Here is a 23,690-nt window from a genome sequence, read left to right as displayed (position 1 = left end):
GCTTTTTTTTGCCTGTGTTTTTTGAACAACACAAAACTCCTTGTGGGAGCGAGCCTGCTCGCGAAGGCGGTGTGTCAGTCAAATATTCGTCGACTGACACGATGCTTTCGCGAGCAAGCCCGCTCCCACAGGGTTGAGTGTTGCCTGAGGTTCGCGGTCTGGCGCAAAAACCGCTATCGTCGCCGCCATTCGAAACAGAGGCGACCATGGGCTATCTACTTTTTGTCACGCTGATCCAGGCGTTTTCCTTCAGTCTGATCGGCGAATACCTCGCCGGGCATGTCGACAGCTACTTTGCAGTGCTGGTGCGTGTGGTGCTGGCCGGGCTGGTGTTCATTCCGCTGACCCGCTGGCGCTCGGTGGAACCGGCGTTTATGCGCGGCATGCTGCTGATCGGCGCGTTGCAGTTCGGCATCACCTACGTTTGCCTGTACCTGAGCTTCCGTGTACTGACGGTGCCGGAGGTGTTGCTGTTCACGATCCTCACGCCGCTGCACGTGACGCTGATCGAAGATGCGCTGAACCGCCGCTTCAATCCGTGGGCGCTGGTGGCCGCGTTGGTAGCGGTGTGCGGTGCGGCGGTGATTCGTTTTGATCGGATCAACCCGGATTTCTTCATGGGCTTTTTGCTGCTGCAACTGGCCAACTTCACCTACGCCGCAGGCCAGGTGATGTACAAGCATCTGGTGGCAAAACACCCGAGTGATCTGCCGCACTACCGACGTTTCGGCTTCTTCTATCTCGGCGCGTTGGCGGTGGTATTGCCGGCATTCCTGCTGTTTGGTAAAGCCAACTTTCTGCCGGAAGCACCGCTGCAATGGGGCGTGTTGCTGTTCCTCGGATTGGTCTCGACCGCGTTGGGCATGTACTGGTGGAACAAGGGCGCGTGCATGGTCAACGGCGGCACGCTGGCGGTGATGAACAACCTGCATGTGCCAGTGGGCTTGCTGCTGAATCTGCTGATCTGGAATCAGCATGAGGAACTGGGACGGTTGTTGCTGGGCGGGAGTGTGATTCTGGCGGCGGTGTGGATCAGCCGGTTGGGCATCCGCAAAACTCAAGCCACCGCATAGCCCCTGTGGGAGCGGGCTTGCTCGCGAAAGCGGTGTGTCATTCAACGATTATGTTGACTGACCTGACGCCTTCGCGAGCAAGCCCGCTCCCACAGTTTTGATCGGTGGCGTTACATGAGGTGTTTCTGCGGCTCGGGAATGCTCGCCGCCCCCAACACCGCCGGCAACAACCCCGAACGCAAATCCCCGCCACTCGGCTGCTGATACAGGCTCAAGCCAAACTCCGGCAGCACCGCCAGCAGATAGTCGAAAATATCCCCCTGAATCCGCTCGTAATCGGCCCACACCGTGGTGGTGGTGAAGCAGTAGATTTCCAGTGGAATGCCCTGCGCCGTGGTCTGCATCTGGCGCACCATGCAGGTCATGTTCGGCTGCACCTCCGGGTGACTCTTCAAATACGCCAGCGCATAAGCGCGGAAGGTGCCGATGTTGGTCATGCGCCGGCGGTTGGCCGACATCGCCGCGACGTTTCCTTGCGCCTCGTTCCACGCCTTGAGTTCGGCTTTCTTGCGGCCCATGTAGCCGGTCAGCAGGTGCACCTGGCTCAACTTCTCTTCTTCATCGTCACGAATGAAGCGCACGCCGCTGGCGTCGATGAACAGGCTGCGCTTGATCCGTCGCCCGCCGGACTGTTGCATGCCGCGCCAGTTGCGGAACGACTCGGACATCAGGCGCCAGGTCGGGATCGAAACGATGGTCTTGTCGAAGTTCTGCACCTTGACCGTGTGCAAAGTGATGTCGACCACGTCGCCATCGGCGCCGACTTGCGGCATTTCGATCCAGTCGCCGACCCGCAGCATGTCGTTGCTGGTCAGTTGCACGCTGGCAACGAACGACAGCAACGTGTCCTTGTAGACCAACAGAATCACCGCCGACATCGCACCCAGACCGGAGAGCAGCAACAGCGGCGAACGGTCGATGAGGGTGGCGACGATGATGATCGCACCAAACACGTACAAGACCATTTTCGCCAGTTGCACATAGCCCTTGATCGAGCGGGTGCGGGCGTGTTCGGTGCGGGCGTAGATGTCCAGCAGCGCATTGAGCAGGGCGCTGACCGACAGCAGCAGGAACAGGATGGTGAAGGACAGCGCCACGTTGCCGAGGAAGGTCATCGCGGTTTTGCTCAGTTCCGGCACCAGGTGCAGGCCGAACTGGATCACCAGCGACGGCGTCATCTGCGCCAGGCGCTGAAACACCTTGTTGTGGCGAAAGTCGTTGATCCAGTGCAAGGCCGGCTGGCGCCCGAGCATGCGGCTGGCATGCAGGATCAGATAGCGTGCCACTCGTCCGAGCACCAGCGCGATCACCAATAGCAGCATCAGCGCCAGGCCGGATTGCAGGAATGGGTGCTTTTCGAGGGCACCCCAGAGGTCTTGGGCGTTGAGCCAGAGCTGTTTGAAATCCATGTGAGCAACGATTCTTCTGTAAGGCGCGATGGGCGATTAGAGCATTTAAGACGCTGTGTATTACCGTTGGAGACAAATCGAGCAACAAAAAAGCCACTGATTACGCCCGTTTGTATAAAGAAACTCGGCCTGAGCGCTCGAAACCGGTAACCTATGCAGCTGTTTTTTTGCATATCTTCGAGGTAGCACCCGTGTTTTCCCAATTCGCCCTGCACGAACGCCTGCTCAAAGCCGTGGCCGAGCTGAAATTTGTCGAGCCAACGCCTGTGCAAGCAGCGGCCATTCCGCTGGCGCTCCAGGGGCGTGACCTGCGGGTGACGGCGCAAACCGGTAGCGGCAAGACCGCCGCTTTTGTCCTGCCGATCCTCAATCGCCTGATCGGCCCGGCGAAGATCCGCGTCAGCATCAAGACCCTGATCCTGCTGCCGACCCGCGAACTGGCCCAGCAGACCCTGAAAGAAGTTGAACGCTTCTCGCAGTTCACCTTCATCAAGTCCGGCCTGATCACCGGCGGTGAAGACTTCAAGGTGCAGGCCGCGATGCTGCGCAAGGTGCCGGACATCCTCATCGGTACGCCGGGCCGGATGATCGAGCAACTCAACGCCGGCAACCTCGACCTCAAAGAAGTCGAAGTGCTGGTGCTCGACGAAGCCGACCGCATGCTCGACATGGGTTTCGCTGAAGACGTGCAACGTCTGGTCGACGAATGCCCGAACCGTCAGCAGACCATGCTGTTCTCCGCCACCACCGGCGGTTCCGGCCTGCGCGAGATGATCGCCAAGGTGCTGAACAACCCTGAGCACCTGCAGCTCAACGCGGTCAGCCAACTGAACTCGACCACCCGTCAGCAGATCATCACAGCCGATCACAACCAGCACAAAGAACAGATCGTCAACTGGCTGCTGGCCAACGAGACCTACCAGAAGGCCATCGTCTTCACCAACACCCGGGCCATGGCCGACCGCATCTACGGCCGCCTTGTGGCTCAGGAATACAAGGCGTTCGTGCTGCACGGCGAGAAAGACCAGAAGGATCGCAAACTGGCGATCGACCGTCTGAAGCAGGGCGGCGTGAAGATTCTGGTAGCCACCGACGTCGCGGCCCGTGGTCTGGACGTTGATGGCCTGGATCTGGTGATCAACTTCGACATGCCACGCAGCGGCGACGAATACGTGCACCGCATCGGTCGTACCGGCCGCGCAGGCAACGACGGTCTGGCGATCTCGCTGATCTGCCACGGCGACTGGAACCTGATGTCGAGCATCGAGCGCTACCTCAAGCAGAGCTTCGAGCGCCGCACCATCAAGGAAGTCAAAGGCACCTACGGCGGGCCGAAGAAGGTCAAGGCCTCGGGCAAAGCCGTCGGCGTGAAGAAGAAAAAGACCGACGCCAAGGGCGACAAGAAGAAAACCGCCGCCAAGACCCCGACCAAGCGCAAGAGCGCCAACCGTCCAAAGCCGGATTCTCTGGTGAGCAGCGACGGCATGGCCCCGCTCAAGCGTCGCAAGCCCGCAGAGCCAGCGGCTGAATAAGTCGTCTCAAGCGGCCAATAAAAAACCCGGACAGCGTCCGGGTTTTTTTATGCGCAGGGTTTTTCAGTTCCCCAACTGTCCGCTGGTGTCTGCGTCAAAGCGCTGTTTTGCGCGATCTGCCGCCGGTTTGAGCTGCGCGAGCAACGCGGCTTCGCTGTACAGCCGCGAGTTCCCGAGCTCTTTCGGCGTCGGCTCGATCGGGATCAGTACATCTTCACCGTCAGCGTGCAGCCAGATCGCCACGACGTGCAGTGCCGAGACAAACAGCACCCGCAGTTCAACGCTCTTGCCCTGCAATTGCGGCGCCTGTTCCGCCAGTTTCAACGCGCCCACGGTGTCGGCGGCCCGGGTGCCGTGGTTCAGCGAAGCGAACTCGACATGGCCACGCACCTCGGCCAGTTGCGCATCGGCAATGCTTACGCCGTCGGCAAACACCAGGTAATGCCAGTCGCCGATACGTGCGTCTTTCAGACCCTTGCCTTGGCTCAGGTCGTCGAGTGTCAGCGAGTAGCCGCGATAGGCTTCGCTGAGGCTGACTTTGGCCGGTGTCGCGTTGGCGAACTGGCGGTTGATGCCGAAGCCCTGGTTTTGCAGCGCGGCTTGCAGCACCGGACGCAAAGTCTGTACGCCGTTGGAAGGCGCCTTTGGATAAGTCAGTTGCATGATGTCGCCCTCCTAGTGTTTCGCGGTGAAGTAAGTGTGAGTCCAGTTGCCGCCGCCGTTGTACGAACCGGGGAATGAGTTCAGCGCGCGGGTCGAGTAACCGTAGATCGAGTCGGCGATCAGCACGTAGTTGCCGTTGGTGCCGTAGATCGCCAGGAAGTGCGCACCGCCACCATACCAGGCACAACGCAGGCCGACCGGGCGGCCCATGTTGATCTGGTTCTGAATGGCCGACATCTGCAGCGAACCCTGATTCATCCCGTTATAGCTGCGGGTGGTTTGCAGGGCCGAATCCAGATAGCCGTAGACGTTGCACGGCCCCGGCTGGCTGCAGCAATTGCGGTCCAGTTGGGTGCTGGCGACGCCGCACTGGGTCCAGTTGCCGGTGCCGTAATAATTGCCGACCGAGGCGGAAACGGCGGCCCAGCACCAGTTGGTCTGGGTCTGTTTCTGCATCGTGAAGTTGAGGTTGGCAGCGGCCAGTGCCGCCGTTTGCGCAGTGGCTTCAACCTCGACCAGTTGCGGGTCGATCAGGTGGCCAACAAGGCACCTTGGCAGGCTCTCGCCGGTGAACGATGTTGCTTGAGTGGTTAACATTTTTTCAGTCCTCCATGAATGAAAACAAGCGTCCAGCTTGTGATTGTGTTGCGGTATTGCCGAGCGATCGGTGGTTAACGGTTTTCATCTGCGATGAACGGTGCCGATTTCCTTGCTCGATGTAACCTTAGTCCGGATATGCATTTATGCAATAAAATAAATGCACAAATGCATTTTTAAGATCAAAAGATCGCAGCCTTCGGCAGCTCCTACAGGGTCTGGTGTAGGAGCTGCCGCAGGCTGCGATCTTTTGATCTTGCTTTTAGCTGTCGGCTTTTTTCTCAGCCGAGTCCAGTTCCTTCAAGCGCTGATCAATCAACTGGCACTTGTCCGGCAGATCGGCGCTGGCCGTGCCCAGGTCCATCTTCTGCAACTCGGCATTGATTTCCTTGGCCTTGGCCGGATTCTGTTCGGTGAGCTTGGCCACTTCCTTGGCCAGTTGTTCACGTTTGGCGGTGGCCTCTTCCGGCGTGCAGGCCCAGACGGGCAGGGCGCAGGCGAGGGCGGCGGCGAGGGTGAGCTTGAGCAGGGTTTTCATGGGGGCAGGCCTCCGTTCCGGTTAAGGCGGGTTAACCGGTGGAGAGCTGGATGACATAAAAAGTTCAGAGTTGTGGCTGCCAGCAAGGCTTGCCCCCACAGGTTTATCAACTGCCATGACAGCAACTGGATTTTGTTTCTCTCTCATATCGGTCGTGGTGTCGTACCCATTCCATGATCTCGTCCTCATTGCGGCCCTTGGGCGTGAGGTCGAGATAGTTGTAGGCCCCTACTAACATATCCAGCCCACGGGCATAAGTTGAATAGGTATGGAAAATCTCCCCGGATTCATTGCGATAAAACACACTCAGCCCCGGCATTTCTTCCTCGGCGCTGTCAGTCTTTTCGTAGTTGTAGGTAGCCTTTCCGGCTTCGGCGTCCTCGGTTCTGGCGCAAACACCAAAGTCGTAGTTGAAATCGGAACCGTCTGACGAGACCCAGTCGAATTTCCAGCCCATACGCCGCTTGAAGGCCTGAAACTGCTCGAACGGGGCGTGGGAGACCGCGACCATGGCGATGTCGTGGTGGGCCAGATGCAGATTGGCGCCGTCGATGTGGTCGGACAGGAACGAGCAGCCCTGACAGCCTTCCTCCCAGTCCTTGGCGAACATGAAGTGGTAAACGATCAACTGGCTGTGTTTGCCGAACAGGTCGGCCAGTTTCAGCTCGCCGTGTGAGCCGTGAAATCGGTAGTCCTTGTCGACTTTGACCCAGGGCAAAGCGCGGCGTTTGGCGCTGAGGCGGTCGCGTTCCTTGGTGAAGGCCTTTTCTTCGGCCAGATGTTGTTTGCGCGCAGCGAGCCATTCTTCGCGCGATACCACTGGATGATTCTCGACGTTCATGATGATTTCTCCTGCGGGGTTGAAACCGTCTTTGTCAGACTAGTCGTTTAACCCTCGATCAATTCGACAGACCGCCGGTCGGTCGCCGCGGAAAATGGCGCTGAACGGCTGCGATGCGTCCGGGTCACAACCTATGACAGCGCCCCAAATCACGCGCACCGGAGGTTGAATCAGGATGACGACTTATAACTGGGATTTGATTGAACGCTTGCTGCATGAAGTGCAGAACAGCGCAGGCGAAAGTTTCGCGCCGCGAAAATATGCCGAGGACTATGCGGCGCAGAAAGCCAGTGCAGGCGAGCCGATCGAGAATCTGGATCACCTGAAAACGGTGGCCTGCGAATATGAAGGCTTGTTGCTCGATCGTGGATTTATCGAACCGCGCCCGGATCATATGGGCAGTACCGGCAGCAATTTCATTCTGACGCCACGCGGATCAAGCCTGCTGAGCCTGATCGACAGCAGCATTCCCGGCAATGATCATCCGCGGCAGGTGTTGGACGAGCAGGAAGATGCGCTGGATGAAGCGACGTTTGATGAGGTGGCTTCCAAAGCGCAGATTGCCTGACAGCCTTTGTGGGAGCGGGCTTGCTCGCGAATGCGGCGTGTCATTCACCCTTTACGTGTCTGATACACCGCATTCGCGAGCAAGCCCGCTCCCACTTTGTTTTTTGCATAGCCTTAAGGTTTTTGTGCGGCCTTGAGGCATTCGAGGTCGTTGAAATCTTTACGCACCCCTTCGATTTTCTTGAGCAACCGCTGACGCTGCTGCGGCGTACTTTCGGCCATCAAATCCACTGCCAGCGAGCGCGCCTGTGCTTCGGTGTTGGCGTAGGCCTTCTGGTAATCCGCTGTCCATAAACGCTCGCGGTTGACCAGAAGTGTCTCGATTCGTTGTGGGAATTCGGCACTTTTACGCTGGGCAACGGCGTTACTGAACTGCTGCTGCCAGTGCGCGCGGTTGGCGATCCATTGAGTGTTCTGATCACCCAGCGCGGTCGACCAGGCCATCACCCGTTGTTCCTGAGTGGCGCTCAACGGGCCAAGCCAATCGGTCAGGCGTTTTTCCATGCGCGCGCCGCGCTCGGCGATCTGCTGCGCCAGTGGCGGTTTGACGTATTCCTTTTCCCGTTTGCGCAGATCCTTGGCAAACGCATCGTTCATCTCGGCGACTTGCTTGTCGTCCAGCCCTTGCAGCAGCTCGATGGCCGACGGTGTGATCTGCCGTGCAGTTTCGGCAATGGCTTTTTTCGCTTCCTCGGTTCGTGCTTGCAGCGCAGCGTCGGTCACCTGATTGCTTTCGACCATTGCCTGCAAGCGATCCAGCCAGTCGAGGTAGCCCGGCAGCTGCGTGGTGCAGTGCCAGTTCAGGTGTTCCTTGAGCCGTTCGTTGAACCAGTCCTTCTGCTCACCGTTCATGTCCAGGTAGTCGCCAAGCGTCCATGGAATGATCACGTCGAGATTGCGATAGGCCAGGCCGACGCGGCTGCAGGCGCCGAGGGCGAGGGTGAAGATCAGCAAGGTGGCGAGGTGTTTGAACCAGCGAGACATGAGCGAATCCTTGCGAGAGCCTGACGTCTGATTCTCATGTGAACGCAGGAAGCTCCCGGCAGTTCAGCCGATCAATAGAACGCGCGCTCGGCCTTGAGCGTCACCAGCCCGTCACACTGACTGTTGTGCCCCGAGTACGCCGAACATTCGCTGCCGCTGAGGTTGGAATTGCTGTAGATCAGATCGAGATCGACGCCCATGATCGGCCGGGAAAATTTCACCGACCAGTCGGTAAAACTGCTGACATAACCACCGTCCACCGACACTGGCGTGTTCAGTTGGTGGGTGGTGTATTTCATGCTGATCCCGATGCCGAAGGGCTGATTGCCGCCGAGGTCGGCGAACAGCGTGTTGTTCTGTTTGTCCGGGTCGTTGCTGACGGCCACACCGAAGCGGCTGCCGAGCAGGGTCAGGCCGCCGAACAGCTCCTGGCTGTCGAGGGTGTCTACTTTGGGATAGCTGTAATGGATCATCCCGACTTCGTAGCCGAGGGTTTGATCGAAAGGTTGTTTAAAGCCGATGTAGGAGTCGATTTCGAGGTTCTTGCCCGGGGTCAGGCCCATGCTCGGTGCGTACTGGCCGACATACAAACCGCTGTCGTGGCTCAGATCGAGGCCGCCGTGAAACGAGCCGACGGCTGACGGCTTGACCAGTCCCTGAGCCATGCTGCGGCTGGGCGTGGTGCCGAGTTTGAGGTCGAAGTCGCCGAGCTCGCGCTGGAAAATTTGCGCGTGCGCCGATGAGCAGGCCATAAGGCCCACAAACAATAAACAGAAAGTTGATTTGAGCATGCGTCACTCCATGAACAGCGAGGGCAGGGCTTGGCCTGCTGAAACGCTTGATCCAGACGCGTGCAAGGATACCGGCGAATGCTCGGCAATGATGGCCGTTCGTCGATTTTCAAAGATTTGGTTAAACAGAAGGAGGGTGTAACGCGGGTGCCAGTCCAGACGCTTCGAAGCTCAAAGCGTCTCAGGACGGGTGTATTACCGGGTGTTACTTCTTGCCCAGGCTGATCTGCTTGGACGGACCGAACGTCTGGCCGCTGACGCCTTTGGCAATTTGCTGGATTTCGCCGCCGGACTTGAGGAACGCTGCGATCTGATCGTTGATCGATTCGCTGGTTTCAACGGCTGGAGCTGGCTTTGCTTTGCTGGTGGATGCTTTTACACGCATGGCGGCCATTAACCTGTAGAAAAGTAACTCGGCCAGGCATCGTACAGGAATAACTTGACAATTGCTTGATAAATATCCCCGGGAATAACTGAGCGCGTGGGTGGATTATTCTCGATTAATTATCCGAAATATCCCCCTAAGCCACTGTTTTAAATAACAACATTTATTCTTCATTGGCGCAAATGTCCGCCGTGAAACGGCACAGCAGGCTTCGCGCTGGCCTGACGAATGGCAAGCCGCCTGCGCAAACCAAGGAAAATCAAGGCTTCCGCAGATTTTCTACGGCAGGCTGCTTGCCCAGCGAACGAGACCGGCAAAACCGGGTAGAATGCCGCCCACGCAATGAGGGTTTTGGAAAATGGCTTTAGTCGGGCGTTACAACAGTTTGCAAGTGGTTAAACACACTAACTTCGGTTTATATCTGGACGGCGGTGCCGACGGCGAAATTCTTTTGCCCAACCGTTATATCCCTAAAGATATTCCCAGCGAAGATGAAGACTGGCTCAACGTTTTTATTTATCTGGACAGCGATGACAAACTTATCGCTACCACTGAAAAACCAAAAGTTCAGGTCGGCGAATTTGCCAGCCTGAAAGTTGTTGAAATCAACAGCATCGGTGTGTTCCTCGACTGGGGCTTGCCGAAGGATCTGTTGCTGCCGTATTCCGAAGAGAAGCGGCAGATGACCGCTGGTGAATATTGCGTGGTGCACGTCTATCTCGACAAACACACGCGCCGCATCACCGCCACCGCACGTCTGGATCGCTATCTTGACAAGACCCCGGCCAACTACAGCGCCGGTCAGGAAGTTGATCTGCTGGTGGCCGAAGCCACCGACATGGGCTTCAAGGCGATCATCAACAACAAGCACTGGGGCTTGATCCACAAGAATGAAATCTTCAAGTTCATGCGTTCCGGCATGCGCGAGAAGGGCTTCATCAAGGAAGTGCGCGCCGACGGCAAGATCAGCCTCAGCCTGCAACCGGTGGGTCAGGAAGCGGCCAGCAGCCTGAGCTCGAAGATCCTCGCCAAGTTGCGTGAAAACAATGGCACGCTGGCCGTCAGCGACAAGAGCGATCCGGCGTTGATCAGCAGTCTGTTCGGTGTCAGCAAGGGCAACTTCAAGAAAGCCATCGGTTCGCTGTACAAGGAAGGCAAGATCGTCATTCATGCCGATCGCATTGAACTAACCTGAGCTTTCCGGGGCCCATGTTGCATGGGGTCACTTGAGGTCGGGTAAATGAAAAAGCCGTTGCTTGCTTATATCGCCACTCTGCTGGCGTTTCTGTTGCTCGACGGTATCTGGCTCGGCGTGCTGATGGCGCCAACCTACCGCGAGCTGCTCGGTTCGCTGATGCTCGAAAAACCGCTGCTGGTTCCGGCAGCGGTTTTTTATTGCCTGTATGTTTTTGGCTGTGTGCTGTTTGTGGTCTTGCCGGCACAGAGCTGGCAACGTGCGGCAAAGATGGGCGCGCTGCTGGGGCTGGTGGCGTATGGCACGTATGACCTGACCAATTGGGCGACATTGCGCGGGTGGTCGGTGCAGGTGAGTTTGCTGGATTGGGCTTGGGGGACGTTTGCTACGGCTGTGGCGTGTACGGTCGGCTTTTTGGCGGCAAAGCGATTTGTGAAGTCAGCCCCGTAATCTTTGTTGTCTGGGGCGACGCCTTCGCGAGCAAGCCCGCTCCCACAGGGGGAATGCGGTTAACTGTGGGAGCGGGCTTGCTCGCGAATGGCGGCGCAGCCGACAACCATTCGCCGCTGCCGCAACAGACAAACTAAATGTCTTTTCCAGACGGTTTTTTCTGTCCGACTGATTGATAATCCCGACACAGATTTCTGACCATTGGACGGCTGCCATGTTGTGTGTGTTCGAGGTGTTGCGGTGAGTGTCGAGCGGCGCAATGCCGATGGGTTTGCCTTGCAGGTGATGATCGGCCTCTGCCTGATCTGGGGCGTGCAGCAAGTGATGATCAAGTGGGCCGCGCCCGACATCGCGCCGGTGATGCAGGCGGCCGGGCGTTCGGGGATTTCCGCGTTGCTGGTGGGTTTGCTGCTGTGCTGGAAGGGCGGCTGGGATCAGGTCGGCACCACTTGGCGTGGGGGGCTGCTGGCCGGTGCGCTGTTCGGTCTGGAGTTCTTCTTCATCGCCGAAGGTCTGCAACTGACCACCGCCGCGCACATGTCGGTGTTCCTCTACACCGCGCCGATTTTCACCGCACTCGGCGTGCATTTCCTGCTGGCGAGTGAACGCCTGCGACCTTTGCAATGGCTGGGGATTCTGCTCGCGTTCGTCGGTATCGCCATCGCCTTCGCCGGCGGCGTGTCGTGGGGCAACCTCGACCGGCGCATGCTGTTGGGCGATGCGTTCGGGGTCATTGCCGGCGCCTGCTGGGGCGCGACCACCGTGGTGGTGCGCGCCTCGCGTCTGTCGGAAGCACCGGTGACGTTGACTCTGTTCTATCAACTGATCGTCGGCTTCGTCGGCCTGCTGTTGATCGCGCTGTTCAGTGGCCAGATCAGCCACGTCAGCCTGACCAGCGTGGCGGTGGCCAGCGTACTGTTCCAGGGCCTGGTGGTGTCGTTCTTCAGTTACCTGACCTGGTTCTGGCTGCTGCGCCGCTATCTGGCGGCCAATCTGGCGGTGTTTTCGTTCATGACGCCGTTGTTCGGCGTCACGTTCGGCGTGGTACTGCTCGGTGAAGAGTTGAGCGTGAACTTCGTCATCGGCGCGGTGCTGGTGTTGCTCGGCATCACCTTTGTCAGCGCTGAACAGTGGGTGCGTCGGCGTTTGCGCAAAGCCCTCGGCCAACGCTGACCGATTGCAGCGCAAGCCCGCCGGCAATCAGCAGACCGCTGCCGGCAATGATCAGCGCCGGTTGCAGACCACCGCTGAAATGGCTGCTCAGCGCCGCCAGCAACGGCCCGCTGAGCTGGCCGACGGCGAAGCATGCGGTCAGTAGTCCGGCGTTGCGCTGAGTTGTGTGCGGCGCCAGTTCTCGCGAGCGTTGCATCACCAGTTGCATGCAAGCGAGGAACGGCATGCCACACAATACCACCCCCAGCGCCAGGCCATAACCACTGCCCAATAGACAGGCGAAGACCCCGAGCGCCTGCAACCACAGGGTGGCGGTCAGCCAGTGCCGTGTGGTGTTCGGATCATGGCGACGCAGGCTCACCAACAGCACGCCAATCGCCGCACCAAGACCGAAGCACGGCCAGAACAGGTCGGCCTGCCATTGCCCGTGAAATTGCGCGTTGGCCATTTGCGAGAGAAACGTGGCCGGAATGATGTAACCCACGCCATATAACGCATACACCGCCGCCAGACGCGGGATGCCGCGATTCGAATGGTTGACGTTGAGGGTGGCGACCGGTGTGTGCAGGCCCGGTTGCGGCAGGAACCGCACGATCCCCAGCAACATCACCAGCGCCACGGCGGCATAGATCAGCCACAAGGTGGCAGATGTCTGGTTCAGCAGATGTGAGAACAGTGCCAGCAACCCGGTCAGAAAAATTCCCAGTCCGGGACCGGCGAATACGAATGCCCCCAGCCGTGGCCGGCCTGCCGCCGCTGCCAGCGGCTGACTCAATGCGGTAATCATCACCAGCACCCAGGCACTCGCCACCCCGGTACCGAAGCGCAGCAGCAAATGCGCCCAGAAGCCGTTGGCCCAGAACGATGCCAGGGTCAGCAGCACACACAGCCACAAACCGCCATGCAACCGGCGCTGCACTTGCTGCGGACGGTGGGCGAACATCGCGTCCACCGCGCCCAGCAGGTAACCGAGGTAGTTGGCCGCAGCAATCAGACCGGCGGCCGTCAGGTCGACCTGGCCTTCGCTGAGCAGGTGCGGCAATTGCGGGGTGAGGGCGAAACGCCCGATGCCCATGGCCATCATCAGGGCGACGAAACAGGCGGATAAGCGAATCAGTGGCGACATGGTCGGGATTCCTTTGAAGGAGCAATGACCGTCAGGCTAGAAGCGATTGACTTTCTTTAAAATTGAATAATAGTGAGTAACTTGTTCTGTTATGGAGAAAGGTCGTGGAGTTCAGCCAATTGCGGATCTTTCAGGCAGTCGCCGAGGAAGGTTCGATCACCCGCGCAGCAGAACGCCTGCACCGAGTGCCGTCCAACCTGTCGACCCGGCTCAAACAGCTGGAAGAGCAATTGGGCGTCGAACTTTTCGTTCGTGAGCGTCAGCGTTTGCAGTTATCGCCTGCGGGAAAGGTCCTGCTGGACTACACCGGCAAGCTGTTCGCCCTGCGCGATCAGGCCAGTGCAGCGGTGATGGGCGGGCAGCCGGCCGGGGATTTTGTCCTCGGCACGCTGTACAGCACCGCGGCGATCCATTTGCCGGCGTTGCTGGCGCGCTATCACAAGCAATACCCGGCGGTGAATCTGCAAGTGCAGTCCGGACCCAGCGGCGAATTGCTCGAAGGTCTGGTCTCCGGGCGTCTTGATGCGGCGTTGGTGGACGGCCCGCCGCAACTCGCCGGGATCGACGGCGTGCCGCTGTGCGACGAGCGTCTGGTGCTGATCAGCGAAGCCGACCACCCGCCGATCCGCAGCGCCAAGGAGGTCGAGGGCAGGGCGGTGTTCACCTTTCGTCATGGTTGCGCCTACCGCGCGCGGCTGGAGGCGTGGTTCGTTCACTATCAGGCGGCGATGGGACGGGCGATGGAGATCGAGTCGTATCAGGGCATGCTCGCCTGCGTGATTGCCGGCAGCGGTGTGGCATTGATGTCGGAGTCGATGCTCGCCAGTCTGCCGGGGCGCGAGAGCGTTGCAGTGCACCCGTTGGCCGAACCGTTTGCCAGTGCGACAACATGGCTCATGTGGCGCAAGGGCATGGTCGGGGCCAACCTCAATGCCTGGATTGAACAGCAGCAAGCGCTCTATCCCGTGGCATCGAGTGAATCCCGGCAGACGGCGTGAACCAACCAATCGTAATTCTGTTCAATTCAGTAACAGATCATTGCGGATTTGGCCGAGCATTGCGTAGGACTTCGGACTATTATCAGTGCGAAGCGGCCTCAGAATTCCGGCCGCTCAGCACTACCCTGAAGGGGGCATGACGATGAAAGAGAAAATTCAGAACTGGCTGCACGATTTGGGTGTTGCCCTCGGCTTGATCGAACCGCCTCTGCAACCCGTACCGATCCGCACCGATGACGAACAGCGCCGGCGTCAGCCTCGCCGGCGGTAGTGCCTGATTAAAGATGAAAAGATCGCAGCCTGCGGCAGCTCCTACAGAGAAAAGTGTAGGAGCTGCCGAAGGCTGCGATCTTTTGCTTTCAGTGTCGCCCGATCTCCAGCAGAAACCGGCTCAAGTCCTTCGTAGTCTTCGCGGTCTTGAGCATGTGATCCTCTTCGGCAGTAAACGCCGTCAGTCCGAATTCATCTTCCAGATGAAAGATCAGATCTTCGATATCTGCCTTCTCCAGCCCTAATTGCACCAGGCTGGTGTCGTCGTTGAATTCGCGGGAGTCCAGCAGGCGCTGAATGTATCGGTGCACGGCAGCACGCACGGCAGCTCTTCTCATGGCAGACAGTTTCGTTGTTGTGTTGACTGATTACAGCAGGACTCAAGCGTGTCGGCGCAGCCATTCGTCAATCATCGAACGTAAATGCCCGCCGGAAAAACTGCCGAAATGCCCGCCATGCACGGTGCGGATCGGCAGCGCCTGCAAACGCCGCAGACTGGCCGCGTAATCCTGCAGATTGGAGTGGTAGGCGTCCTCGATCAACGGCCCGTCGTAAATGATGTCGCCGCTGAACAACGTTTCGGTCGCCGCTTCATACAGGCTGATCCCGCCCGGTGAATGCCCCGGCGTGTGCAGCACCTGCAAGGTGCGATTGCCCAGATCCAGCACATCGCCATCCTCAACAAAACCGGTGGCCGGCGCAGCCTTGACCCGGTATTCGGCGTAGCACAGCGGGCAGTCCGGGTGCGCCTCGAACATGTCGTCACCGACGAAGGCCCGGCTCAGGTCATTCTCGCCGTCCGGCGCGGCGAGGATGTCGGCCTCGGCGCGATGCACCAGGCGTTCGGCGAATTCGTGATGCCCGGCGATGTGGTCGAAGTGGCAGTGACTGGCGACGGCCACCAGCGGTCGCTCGGTAATCCACGGCAACTGCTCGCGCAGGCTGACCAGCCCTGAGCCACTGTCGAGCAGCAGATCCTTGTCGCGGCCCTGAATGTGCCAGAGGTTGCAGCGATAGAACGGGCGGATGTACGGCTCGTGAATCAACCGAATGCCATCTCTCAGATTCTGAACTTCAAACCACTGATTGCGAGAAACAATCTTCATCAATCATTTTCTCCAGACGAAAAAAACGGGTGTGGCAACCGACGCCACACCCGTCGAAGAAAGCATCAAGTCGTTACGTAAAGCTTAGATCGCACTCGCCACCGTCGCCGGGCGAGGGGAGACCAGGCTGACCACCACAAAGCTGATCAGACCCACAGCCAGGCTGTAGTAGATCGGCGTGTTCGCATCCAGACCATCCTTGAACATGAACAACAGCGCGGTGGCAAAACCCAGGCCCATGCTGGCAATGGCGCCGGCGGTGGTTGCGCGTTTCCAGAAGATCGCACCGATCAGCGGAATCAGCATGCCGCCGACCAGCAGGTTGTAGGCCAGGGTCAGGGCGCTGATCACGTCATTCACCACCAGCGCGATGCCGAGCACCACGACACCGGTGAGCAGAGTGAACAGGCGGTTGATCGCCAGGCTCGACTGTTTGCCGCCGCGCAGTTTCGGCAGCAGGTCTTCAGTCAGCGTGGTGGCAGCAGCCAGCAGGCCGGCGCTGGCGGTGGACATCATCGCCGCCAGAGCCGCAGCGATTACCAGACCACGGATGCCGTCCGGCAGCGACAGTTTGACGATGGCGGCGAAGGCGTTGTTGACGTTGTCCAGATCCGGGATCAGCACGTGAGCGGCCATGCCGATCAGCGCGCAGGCCAGGCCGTAGAGGATGCAGTAGATACCGGCGATGCTGCCGGCGTACTGGGCGACTTTGGCGGTCTTGACGGTGAACACCCGTTGCCAGATGTCCTGACCGATCAGGATGCCGAAGAAGTAGATCATGAAGTAGGTGATGATCGTGTCCCAGCCGATGGTGGTGAAGTTGAACGCCGCTGCCGGCAGCTTCAGCACCAGTTCGTCCCAGCCGCCGACGCGGTACAGGCAGATCGGCAACAGGATGAACATCAGGCCCACGGTCTTGATGATGAACTGGACGATGTCGGTCAGGGTCAGCGACCACATGCCGCCGATGGCCGAGTAGATCACCACCACGCCACCGCCGAGCAATACCGAGATCCAGAACGGCAGGCCGAACAGCACTTGCAGCACGGTGCCGATGGCGAGGATCGAGGTCACGCCGATCATCAGCGCGTAGGCCAGCATGATCGCCGCGCTCGCCGAGCGGGCCATCGGGTTATAGCGTTTTTCCAGCACCTGGGTAACGGTGTAGATCTTCAGTTTCAGCAGCGGTTTGGCGAGGAACAGGTTCAGCGCGACGATGCCGCAACCCAGCGCCGCACACAGCCAGAAACCGGAGATGCCGTGCACGTAGCCCAGACGCACGGTGCCGACGGTTGACGCGCCACCCAGTACGGTCGCGGCCATGGTGCCCATGTACAGGCTCGGGCCCAGGTTACGCCCGGCGACCAGAAAGTCCTCGTTGGTCTTGGCCTTGCGCATGCCGTAGTAGCCGAGCAACAGCATGCCGGCGGCGTAGATGAGGACGACGAATAAATCCAAAGCCATGATGGCGTGTCTCCGATTGTCTTTTTTATGTGAGGCTGAATTCGATTTGCCCTTGTGGGAGCGGGCTTGCTCGCGAATGCTTTGGGTCAGTCACATCTATGTTGGATGTGCCGCCGTCTTCGCGAGCAAGCCCGCTCCCACAGGGGATTTGCGTCAGGCGGCCTGGCGCAGTTCAGGTGTTTCTGCGGCTTTGCGGCGTGCATCCGTGGGCCCGAACACCTCCCGCGGTTCCGGGAACAGGCTCAGCAGCGTCAGGTACACCACCGAGGCCAGGCCCAGGGTCACCGGCAGGCTGATGTCGATACCACCGGCCATCTCGCCCAGCGGACCGACGAACTGCCCCGGCAGGTTGACGAAGCACAGGCCGACCGCCGCGCTCGGGATCCATGCGCCCAGGCCACGCCAGTTCCAGCCGTGATTGAACCAGTAGCGTCCGCCTTGCTCGCCGCGAGTGAACACCTGCAGGTCATCCGGGCAGTAGAAGCCGCGACGCACCAGCAGGCCGATGATCATGATCACCATCCACGGGGTGGTGCAGGTGATGATCAGCACGGCGAAGGTCGACACGCTTTGCACCAGGTTCGCCGCAAAGCGCCCGATGAAGATGAAGGCGATCGACAGCACGCCGATCAGCAACGTCGCCTTGACCCGCGAAAGCACCCGTGGGAATACGCTGGACATGTCCAGCCCGGTGCCATACAGCGAGGTGGTGCCGGTGGACATGCCGCCGATCACCGCAATCAGGCACACCGGCAGGAAGAACCAGCTCGGCGATACCGCCAGCAGGCCGCCCACATAGTTGTTCGCCGCGATGTAGTCCGGCGCCTTGATCGCGACGATGGTCGCGGTGCTCAGGCCGAACAGGAACGGGATGAACGTGGCGATCTGCGACAGCACCACAGCGGCCATGATCCGCTGCTTGGAGGTGTCACGCGGGATGTAGCGCGACCAGTCGCCGAGGAACGCACCGAACGAGATCGGGTTGCTCATCGCGACCAGCGCCGCGCCGATGAACGCCGCCCAGAAGCCCGGTTGACCGAGGTTCACGGTGCCGGCGTAGTTCACATCGAAAGGACCGGCGAAGGCGAAGATGCCCAGCAGGAACAACAGGCTGGCGCTCCATACCGCGATCTTGTTCACCCACAGCAGAAAGCGGAAGCCGTAGATGCACACGGTCAGCACCAGAATCGCGAACAAGCCGTAGGCCAGGCCCAGGGTCAAGTCGGTTTCCGGCAGACCGATCAGGCGTTTCGCACCCCCGATCAGCGCATCGCCCGAACTCCACACCGAGAGCGAGAAAAACGCGATGGCGGTCAACAGCGACAGGAACGAACCGACAATCCGCCCGTGCACGCCGAAGTGCGCCCCGGAGGACACGGCATTGTTGGTGCCGTTGAGCGGGCCGAACAGGCCCATCGGGGCGAGGATCAGCGAGCCGAGCAGCACGCCCAGCACAATCGCCCAGACACCGGCCTGAAACGACAGACCGAACAGCACCGGGAAACTGCCGAGCACGGCGGTGGCAAAGGTATTGGAACCACCGAAGATCATCCGGAACAAGTCCGTCGGACCTGCGGTGCGTTCGTGATCCGGGATCTGTTCGACCCCGTGGGTTTCAATTTGCGTAAGGCTTTGGTCGTTGTTGTTGTTATTCATGATCTGCTCCGATCATAAAGGCGCGCCTCATCGTGTGTGAGGCGTCACCTGTTTGGCTAAGGGGATGGCAGCCCTTCCGGCATTGCGGACAAATGTTCGTGGCAGGCCAGCCAATGGCCTTGTTGTTCTAGGCTCGACGCTTGTTTCTTGAAAACAATCGTCTCGCGCTCCTGGCTGAAATGTTGCTCCCCTTGCATGCGCAGCTCGGTGGCCACGTCATGGATAAACACCGCCACGTCACCTTGCAGGCTGACGAAGGCGTTGCTCGAAGTGCACGACAACACTTCGAAGCCATCCTCGGCGCGCCAGCTGTCCCACAACGCCTGATAGGCATCGCGCGACAGCAGCGGCTGTTCGAGGGTGTAAAACACGAAACTTGCATCGGCGCTGAACGCGCCGAAATAAGCCTCGCGATCGTTACGAGCGAAGGCGGACACCAGATCGGCAGCCGCTTGCAATACCTGCTCACGTTCGTTCATGGCCGAACCCTCAGCGGTGAACCACGCCAGGCAGTACGCAGAGCATTTCGTACAGCAGGTTGGCGGCCAGCAGCGAGGTGTTGCCGGTGGTGTCGTAAGCGGGCGAGACTTCTACCAGATCGCAGCCGATCAGGTCGAGGCCCTGACAGCCGCGAACGATTTCAATCGCCTGAATGGTCGTCAGACCACCGATTTCCGGGGTGCCGGTACCTGGCGCCCAGGCCGGGTCGATACCGTCGATGTCAAAGCTCAGGTACACCGGGCCGCCACCGACTTTCTCGCGCACTTCGGCCATCAGCGGCGCCAGCGACTTGTGCCAGCACTCTTCGGCTTGTACGACGCGGAAGCCCTGATCGCGGCTCCAGTTGAAGTCGTCAGCGGTGTAACCCTGCGCGCGCAGACCAATTTGCACCACGCGGTCGCAGTCCAGCAGACCTTCTTCGACGGCGCGACGGAAGGTCGTGCCGTGGGCAATCTTCTCGCCGAACATGTGATCGTTGACGTCAGCGTGGGCATCGATGTGCACCAGTCCGACCTTGCCGTGCTTTTTATGGATGGCACGCAGGATCGGCAGGGTGATGGTGTGGTCGCCACCCAGGGTCATCGGGATCACGTTGTGCTCAAGGATGTTGTCGTAGGCTTCTTCGATGATGCGCACGGCGTCGAGCAGGTTGAAGGTGTTGATCGCCACGTCACCGATGTCGGCGACCGACAGCGAGTCGAACGGCGCGGCGCCGGTGGCCATGTTGTACGGGCGGATCATCACCGATTCGGTGCGGATGTCGCGCGGCCCGAAGCGGGTGCCGGGGCGCAGCGAAGTACCGATGTCCAGTGGCACGCCAACGAAGGCAGCGTCCAGGCCGGCAGCGGTCGGTACATGGGGGAGTCGGAGCATGGTGGCGATGCCGCCGAAGCGCGGCATTTCGTTGCCGCCCAGTGGTTGGTGAAGAATCTTGTCCACGGGTAGGGCCTCATCGTCTTTGTTTTATTTATGTCGGCGCACCGTTGAGCACAGGTTCGGACGCCGCTGTGGGGCCGATTCTGCGAAATGTAGTGGCGGGGAAGAATCGCTACGGGCAAAAACTTAGTTCAGATTTTTCTAAACTAATGTTGAGGCTGGAGATAGACTCGTCGCTGTTCGCCGGGGTGAACATGACGCCTGTGTGGGAGCGGGCTTGCTCGCGAATGCGGTGTGTCAGCAACATGGATGCCAACTGATACGACGCCTTCGCGAGCAAGCCCGCTCCCACAGGAACTGTGTTTCTTCGGACGCACCGAATGCTTCTTGTGATGGAGTAGACATGGCCAACGCTTTACCCGACCTGAAACTATTGCGCATCTTCGTCAGCGTGGTTCGCCATCAGGGTTTTGCCAATGCGCAGCAGGAACTCAACCTGTCGACCTCGGCGATCAGCACTTACATGAGCCAGCTCGAAGCGGCGCTCGGTCTGGTGCTGTGCCATCGCGGACGCGGTGGATTCAGCCTGACCAGCAAGGGCGAGCTGTTCCATCAGGAAACCCTGCGCCTGCTCGCCGAACTCGAAGGTTTCGAGCAATACGCCGCGGCGCTCAAGGGCGAACTGCGCGGCACGCTCAACCTCGGGGTGATCGACTCCACCGTCAGCGACAAGGCCTTGCCGTTCGCCGAGGCCATTGGCGCCTACAGTCAGGAACACCCGGCGGTGCATTTGCATCTGTCGGTGATGAGCCCGTACGAACTGCAACTCGGTGTGCAGGACAATCGCCTCGACTTGGCCATCGGCGCGTTCTCCACGCGCATGAGCGGTCTGGTGTACATGCCGCTGTACCGCGAGCAGCACTGGCTGTATTGCAGCAGCCGGCATCCGCTGTTCAACGAACGGCGGATCCCCGAGCAGGTCATCACCCAGCAACGCATGGTCGGCCGTGGTTACTGGAGCCAGGCCGAGCTGGCACGGCACGGTTTCAAACACAGCGCGGCGACTGTGGAAAGTATGGAGGCGCAACTGATTCTGGTGCTCTCCGGCGCCTACATCGGTTACTTGCCAGAACACTACGCCCAGGCCTGGGCCGACAAGGGCGACCTGCGCGTGTTGCTGCCGGCGACCTTCGGTTATCAGGCGCCATTCTCGATGATCATGCGCCGTGGCCGCAGCCGCGAGCCGCTGATCCAGACCTTCCGTGATTTGCTCAAAGCACAGCTCAATCAGGCATAAGAACCATGTCCAGACCGCAATGCCCGCGCTGCCTGCGCCCACAAACCCACTGCCTGTGCCCGCTGATCCCGAGCCTCGATAGCCGCACCCGCGTTCTGCTGTTGCAGCATCCGAGCGAGGTTAACCATGCGTTGAATACTGCGCGGTTGGCGGCGCTGGGTCTGGCCAATGCCGAGTTGATTGTCGGTGAGATATTCGAGGATCTGCCGGCGCTGCTCAATCGGCCGGGGTATCAAGCGCGGTTGTTGTTTCCCGCTGACGATGCGCAGCCGCTGCAGGCTTACCGCGAATCCGATCAAGCGTTGTTGCTGGTGGTGCCGGATGGCACCTGGCGCAAGGCGCGCAAGATGCTCCACCTCAATCCGCTATTGGCAGCGTTGCCACGGGTGACGCTGGCGCAGGGCGGGGTGTCGCGCTACCGGTTGCGCAAGGCACCGGGGCCGGGGGCGTTGTCGACCATCGAGGCGATTGTGCAGGCGCTGGAAACTCTGGAAGCGCCGACGACGTTTGCGCCGTTGTTGAAGCCGTTTGAGGCGTTGATCGAGGGGCAGATTGCGGCGATGGGGGCGGAGGTTTTTCAGCGTAATCATGGCGACAGATAGTCGTCGTCTGAGCTGGCCTCTTCGCGAGCAAGCCCGCTCCCACAGGGGAATGCATTCCAAATGTGGGAGCGGGCTTGCTCGCGAAGGCGCCGGATCAATCACCGCAAATCTCAACAATGCCTACCGCTCCCGCATCGCCTCGGTCCGCGCTTTCAACACCGGTTTTAGCAGGTAATCCAGCACACTTTTCTCCCCGGTAATAATGTCCACCGTCGCCACCATCCCCGGGATGATCAGCAGCGGTTTCACATCGCCGCCCAAATGGTTTTTATCGGTGCGTACCTGAATCAGGTAGAAGCTGTTGCCCTTGTCATCGGTGATGGTGTCGGCGCCGATCAGTTCCAGTTTTGCGCTCAGCCCGCCGTAGATCGTGTAGTCATAGGCACTGAACTTGACCATGGCTTTCTGGCCCGGATGGAGGAACGCGACGTCTTGCGGACGGACCTTGGCTTCGATCAGCAGGTTGTCCTCCAGCGGCACGATTTCCACCATGTCGCTGCCCGGCTGTACCACGCCGCCGATGGTGTTGACCTTGAGTTGCTTGATCACCCCGTGTACTGGCGAAGTCACGGTGGTGCGGCTGACGCGGTCGTCGATGGCGATGCTCGACGCGGTGATTTTCGACAGATCGGTGCGCTTCTGATTGAGGTCCTTGGCGGCGTCGGAGCGGAAGGTCTGTTCCGATTCGTCGATCTTGCTCTTGATCTCGTTGATAGCCGATTCCGCCCTTGGGATGGCCAGGGTCGTTGCGTTCAGTGAACCGCGAATTTCCACCGCGCTACGTTTCAGTCGCAGGATCTCCACCGGCGACACCGCACCGGTGCCGACCAGTGGCGCCGACATGTTCATCTCTTGCTGCAGCAGCGCCAGGCTGGAACTGTACTGGCCTTGCTTGGAGCGGAACTCCGCCAGCTCCTGAGTCTTCTGCCGCAGCTGTTCGGTGAGGGTGCGTTGTTCGCTGGCCAGACGCCGCTGGCGCTGGTCGTACAGCGCGCGCTCGTCTTCGGCGACCTGTGGCGCCTTGGCGATCACCTCGTCAGACAGTTTGAACGGACGGCCCTCGGCTTCGGCGGAAAGGCGTTCGACTTGCGCGGTCAGGGCGTAACGATCGGCCTCGCTCTCACCCTTGTTCGAGAGGAAGCGTGTGTCATCCAGGCGCAGCAGCTTGTCGCCCTTGTTCACCATTTGTCCTTCACGAACAAAGATCTCGGTGACGATCCCGCCTTCCAGGTTCTGGATGACCTGGACCTTGCTCGAAGGAATCGCCTTGCCTTCGCCCATGGTCACTTCTTCCAGCACGGCGAACTTGGCCCAGACCAGCGCACTGATCAACAGCGCTGCCGCCAGCCACACGGTGATCCGCGACCAGCGCGGCGAATCCTGCAACGAAGCGCCGGCGGTTTCCGGCATGAACTCGGCCTCGGCGCTTTTGCCGAAACTGTCGAAGTAGCCGCGCTCTTTCGAAGATGAAGCTGACATGCGGCGATACCCCTCACTCAAGAGAAACAGGTCAAAACATTCCTTGTGGCGAGGGAGCTTGCTCCCGCTTGGGTGCGCAGCGCCCACAAGATCTTTGGGGCTGCTTCGCAACCCAGC

The 23,690-nt window shown here is 59.7% G+C and carries 26 protein-coding genes; 10 read left to right on the top strand and 16 right to left on the bottom strand.

Translation table 11 applies throughout. The features are described from left to right. Nucleotides 1-206: 206 nt before the first annotated feature. Nucleotides 207-1,073, top strand: coding sequence for a carboxylate/amino acid/amine transporter (locus VLA07_RS00905; protein WP_333988258.1), 867 nt, complete (start codon nucleotides 207-209; stop codon nucleotides 1,071-1,073). Nucleotides 1,074-1,183: 110 nt separating this feature from the next. Here the strand turns inward: VLA07_RS00905 and VLA07_RS00900 are convergent, their stop codons facing one another. Beyond that, nucleotides 1,184-2,482, bottom strand: coding sequence for a mechanosensitive ion channel family protein (locus tag VLA07_RS00900; protein WP_330206439.1), 1,299 nt, complete (start codon nucleotides 2,480-2,482; stop codon nucleotides 1,184-1,186). A gap of 191 nt (nucleotides 2,483-2,673) precedes the next feature. Here VLA07_RS00900 and VLA07_RS00895 point away from each other — a divergent pair, with 191 nt between their 5' ends. Continuing rightward, nucleotides 2,674-4,014 carry a DEAD/DEAH box helicase gene (locus VLA07_RS00895; protein ID WP_041070247.1) on the top strand — a complete coding sequence of 447 codons (1,341 nt, stop codon included), beginning with the start codon at nucleotides 2,674-2,676 and terminating at the stop codon, nucleotides 4,012-4,014. A gap of 63 nt (nucleotides 4,015-4,077) precedes the next feature. Here the strand turns inward: VLA07_RS00895 and VLA07_RS00890 are convergent, their stop codons facing one another. From VLA07_RS00890 to VLA07_RS00875, 4 genes are all read right to left on the bottom strand, one after another. Next, complete coding sequence (locus VLA07_RS00890) at nucleotides 4,078-4,677, bottom strand: hypothetical protein (protein ID WP_247267765.1); 600 nt, start codon at nucleotides 4,675-4,677, stop codon at nucleotides 4,078-4,080. A 12-nt stretch (nucleotides 4,678-4,689) separates the two neighbouring features. Further along, entirely contained in the window at nucleotides 4,690-5,274 is a 585-nt protein-coding gene (locus VLA07_RS00885; protein WP_247267764.1) for a papain-like cysteine protease family protein, read from the bottom strand. A 262-nt stretch (nucleotides 5,275-5,536) separates the two neighbouring features. After that, nucleotides 5,537-5,812 (bottom strand): hypothetical protein, encoded by a 276-nt coding sequence (locus tag VLA07_RS00880; protein WP_247267763.1) that lies wholly within the window; start codon nucleotides 5,810-5,812, stop codon nucleotides 5,537-5,539. A gap of 106 nt (nucleotides 5,813-5,918) precedes the next feature. Next, nucleotides 5,919-6,653 carry a DUF899 domain-containing protein gene (locus VLA07_RS00875; RefSeq protein ID WP_333988257.1) on the bottom strand — a complete coding sequence of 245 codons (735 nt, stop codon included), beginning with the start codon at nucleotides 6,651-6,653 and terminating at the stop codon, nucleotides 5,919-5,921. 175 nt (nucleotides 6,654-6,828) lie between these two features. On the opposite strand from VLA07_RS00875, the gene VLA07_RS00870 reads away from it, so the two are divergent. Continuing rightward, nucleotides 6,829-7,221: a transcriptional regulator gene (locus VLA07_RS00870; protein ID WP_096797478.1), complete on the top strand. Its 393-nt coding sequence runs from the start codon at nucleotides 6,829-6,831 to the stop codon at nucleotides 7,219-7,221. A gap of 113 nt (nucleotides 7,222-7,334) precedes the next feature. Here the strand turns inward: VLA07_RS00870 and VLA07_RS00865 are convergent, their stop codons facing one another. The 3 genes from VLA07_RS00865 to VLA07_RS00855 form a co-directional block, all read right to left on the bottom strand. Further along, the gene (locus VLA07_RS00865) at nucleotides 7,335-8,204 is read right to left on the bottom strand and encodes a DUF6279 family lipoprotein (protein WP_333988256.1); all 870 of its coding nucleotides are present in this window, start codon (nucleotides 8,202-8,204) and stop codon (nucleotides 7,335-7,337) included. A 71-nt stretch (nucleotides 8,205-8,275) separates the two neighbouring features. Further along, on the bottom strand, nucleotides 8,276-8,995 hold the full coding sequence (locus VLA07_RS00860) for a TorF family putative porin (protein WP_333988255.1): 720 nt from the start codon (nucleotides 8,993-8,995) through the stop codon (nucleotides 8,276-8,278). A gap of 205 nt (nucleotides 8,996-9,200) precedes the next feature. After that, nucleotides 9,201-9,389: a hypothetical protein gene (locus tag VLA07_RS00855; protein ID WP_016985943.1), complete on the bottom strand. Its 189-nt coding sequence runs from the start codon at nucleotides 9,387-9,389 to the stop codon at nucleotides 9,201-9,203. Nucleotides 9,390-9,738: 349 nt separating this feature from the next. Here VLA07_RS00855 and VLA07_RS00850 point away from each other — a divergent pair, with 349 nt between their 5' ends. The 3 genes from VLA07_RS00850 (at nucleotide 9,739) to VLA07_RS00840 (ending at nucleotide 12,198) form a co-directional block, all read left to right on the top strand. After that, nucleotides 9,739-10,575 carry a CvfB family protein gene (locus VLA07_RS00850; RefSeq protein WP_027614566.1) on the top strand — a complete coding sequence of 279 codons (837 nt, stop codon included), beginning with the start codon at nucleotides 9,739-9,741 and terminating at the stop codon, nucleotides 10,573-10,575. A 45-nt stretch (nucleotides 10,576-10,620) separates the two neighbouring features. Continuing rightward, a complete protein-coding gene (locus tag VLA07_RS00845; RefSeq protein ID WP_027614567.1) occupies nucleotides 10,621-11,025 on the top strand; it encodes a DUF2177 family protein in 405 nt (134 codons plus the stop codon). A gap of 240 nt (nucleotides 11,026-11,265) precedes the next feature. Continuing rightward, entirely contained in the window at nucleotides 11,266-12,198 is a 933-nt protein-coding gene (locus VLA07_RS00840) for a DMT family transporter (protein ID WP_333988254.1), read from the top strand. On the opposite strand, the gene VLA07_RS00835 is transcribed toward VLA07_RS00840, so the two are convergent. After that, nucleotides 12,143-13,324 (bottom strand): MFS transporter, encoded by a 1,182-nt coding sequence (locus VLA07_RS00835; RefSeq protein WP_333988253.1) that lies wholly within the window; start codon nucleotides 13,322-13,324, stop codon nucleotides 12,143-12,145. The two genes, VLA07_RS00840 and VLA07_RS00835, sit on opposite strands and share 56 nt — an antisense overlap. A gap of 104 nt (nucleotides 13,325-13,428) precedes the next feature. Here VLA07_RS00835 and ptrR point away from each other — a divergent pair, with 104 nt between their 5' ends. Both ptrR and VLA07_RS00825 read left to right on the top strand, forming a co-directional pair. Further along, nucleotides 13,429-14,322, top strand: a complete 894-nt coding sequence (ptrR, locus tag VLA07_RS00830) for a putrescine utilization regulator PtrR (protein WP_097090493.1) — start codon at nucleotides 13,429-13,431, stop codon at nucleotides 14,320-14,322. Between the two features lie 142 nt (nucleotides 14,323-14,464). After that, nucleotides 14,465-14,593 (top strand): PA1414 family protein, encoded by a 129-nt coding sequence (locus tag VLA07_RS00825; RefSeq protein ID WP_003184145.1) that lies wholly within the window; start codon nucleotides 14,465-14,467, stop codon nucleotides 14,591-14,593. 88 nt (nucleotides 14,594-14,681) lie between these two features. Here the strand turns inward: VLA07_RS00825 and VLA07_RS00820 are convergent, their stop codons facing one another. The 6 genes from VLA07_RS00820 to speB all read right to left on the bottom strand — a co-directional run bounded on the left by VLA07_RS00820 (nucleotide 14,682) and on the right by speB (nucleotide 20,258). Next, a complete protein-coding gene (locus VLA07_RS00820) occupies nucleotides 14,682-14,930 on the bottom strand; it encodes an acyl carrier protein (RefSeq protein WP_247267755.1) in 249 nt (82 codons plus the stop codon). A 42-nt stretch (nucleotides 14,931-14,972) separates the two neighbouring features. Continuing rightward, a complete protein-coding gene (locus tag VLA07_RS00815) occupies nucleotides 14,973-15,698 on the bottom strand; it encodes an MBL fold metallo-hydrolase (protein ID WP_333988251.1) in 726 nt (241 codons plus the stop codon). A gap of 84 nt (nucleotides 15,699-15,782) precedes the next feature. Further along, nucleotides 15,783-17,162: a sodium:solute symporter gene (locus VLA07_RS00810; RefSeq protein ID WP_115987990.1), complete on the bottom strand. Its 1,380-nt coding sequence runs from the start codon at nucleotides 17,160-17,162 to the stop codon at nucleotides 15,783-15,785. A 153-nt stretch (nucleotides 17,163-17,315) separates the two neighbouring features. Further along, complete coding sequence (locus tag VLA07_RS00805) at nucleotides 17,316-18,818, bottom strand: purine-cytosine permease family protein (protein ID WP_333988249.1); 1,503 nt, start codon at nucleotides 18,816-18,818, stop codon at nucleotides 17,316-17,318. 56 nt (nucleotides 18,819-18,874) lie between these two features. Beyond that, nucleotides 18,875-19,297, bottom strand: coding sequence for a YybH family protein (locus VLA07_RS00800; protein WP_097090488.1), 423 nt, complete (start codon nucleotides 19,295-19,297; stop codon nucleotides 18,875-18,877). 10 nt (nucleotides 19,298-19,307) lie between these two features. Next, nucleotides 19,308-20,258 (bottom strand): agmatinase, encoded by a 951-nt coding sequence (gene speB / locus VLA07_RS00795; protein ID WP_003222717.1) that lies wholly within the window; start codon nucleotides 20,256-20,258, stop codon nucleotides 19,308-19,310. Between the two features lie 340 nt (nucleotides 20,259-20,598). On the opposite strand from speB, the gene VLA07_RS00790 reads away from it, so the two are divergent. Together VLA07_RS00790 and VLA07_RS00785 are read left to right on the top strand one after the other, a co-directional pair. Next, the gene (locus VLA07_RS00790; protein WP_007956593.1) at nucleotides 20,599-21,492 is read left to right on the top strand and encodes a LysR family transcriptional regulator; all 894 of its coding nucleotides are present in this window, start codon (nucleotides 20,599-20,601) and stop codon (nucleotides 21,490-21,492) included. 5 nt (nucleotides 21,493-21,497) lie between these two features. Then, complete coding sequence (locus tag VLA07_RS00785; protein ID WP_333988248.1) at nucleotides 21,498-22,094, top strand: tRNA-uridine aminocarboxypropyltransferase; 597 nt, start codon at nucleotides 21,498-21,500, stop codon at nucleotides 22,092-22,094. A 120-nt stretch (nucleotides 22,095-22,214) separates the two neighbouring features. Here the strand turns inward: VLA07_RS00785 and VLA07_RS00780 are convergent, their stop codons facing one another. Beyond that, on the bottom strand, nucleotides 22,215-23,573 hold the full coding sequence (locus tag VLA07_RS00780) for an HlyD family type I secretion periplasmic adaptor subunit (protein WP_139056004.1): 1,359 nt from the start codon (nucleotides 23,571-23,573) through the stop codon (nucleotides 22,215-22,217). Nucleotides 23,574-23,690: the final 117 nt, after the last annotated feature.

It is taken from the genome of Pseudomonas sp. S3(2024) (assembly GCF_036861315.1).
Taxonomy (GTDB): domain Bacteria; phylum Pseudomonadota; class Gammaproteobacteria; order Pseudomonadales; family Pseudomonadaceae; genus Aquipseudomonas; species Aquipseudomonas putida_A.
This window is presented reverse-complemented; position numbering and strand designations above follow the sequence as displayed.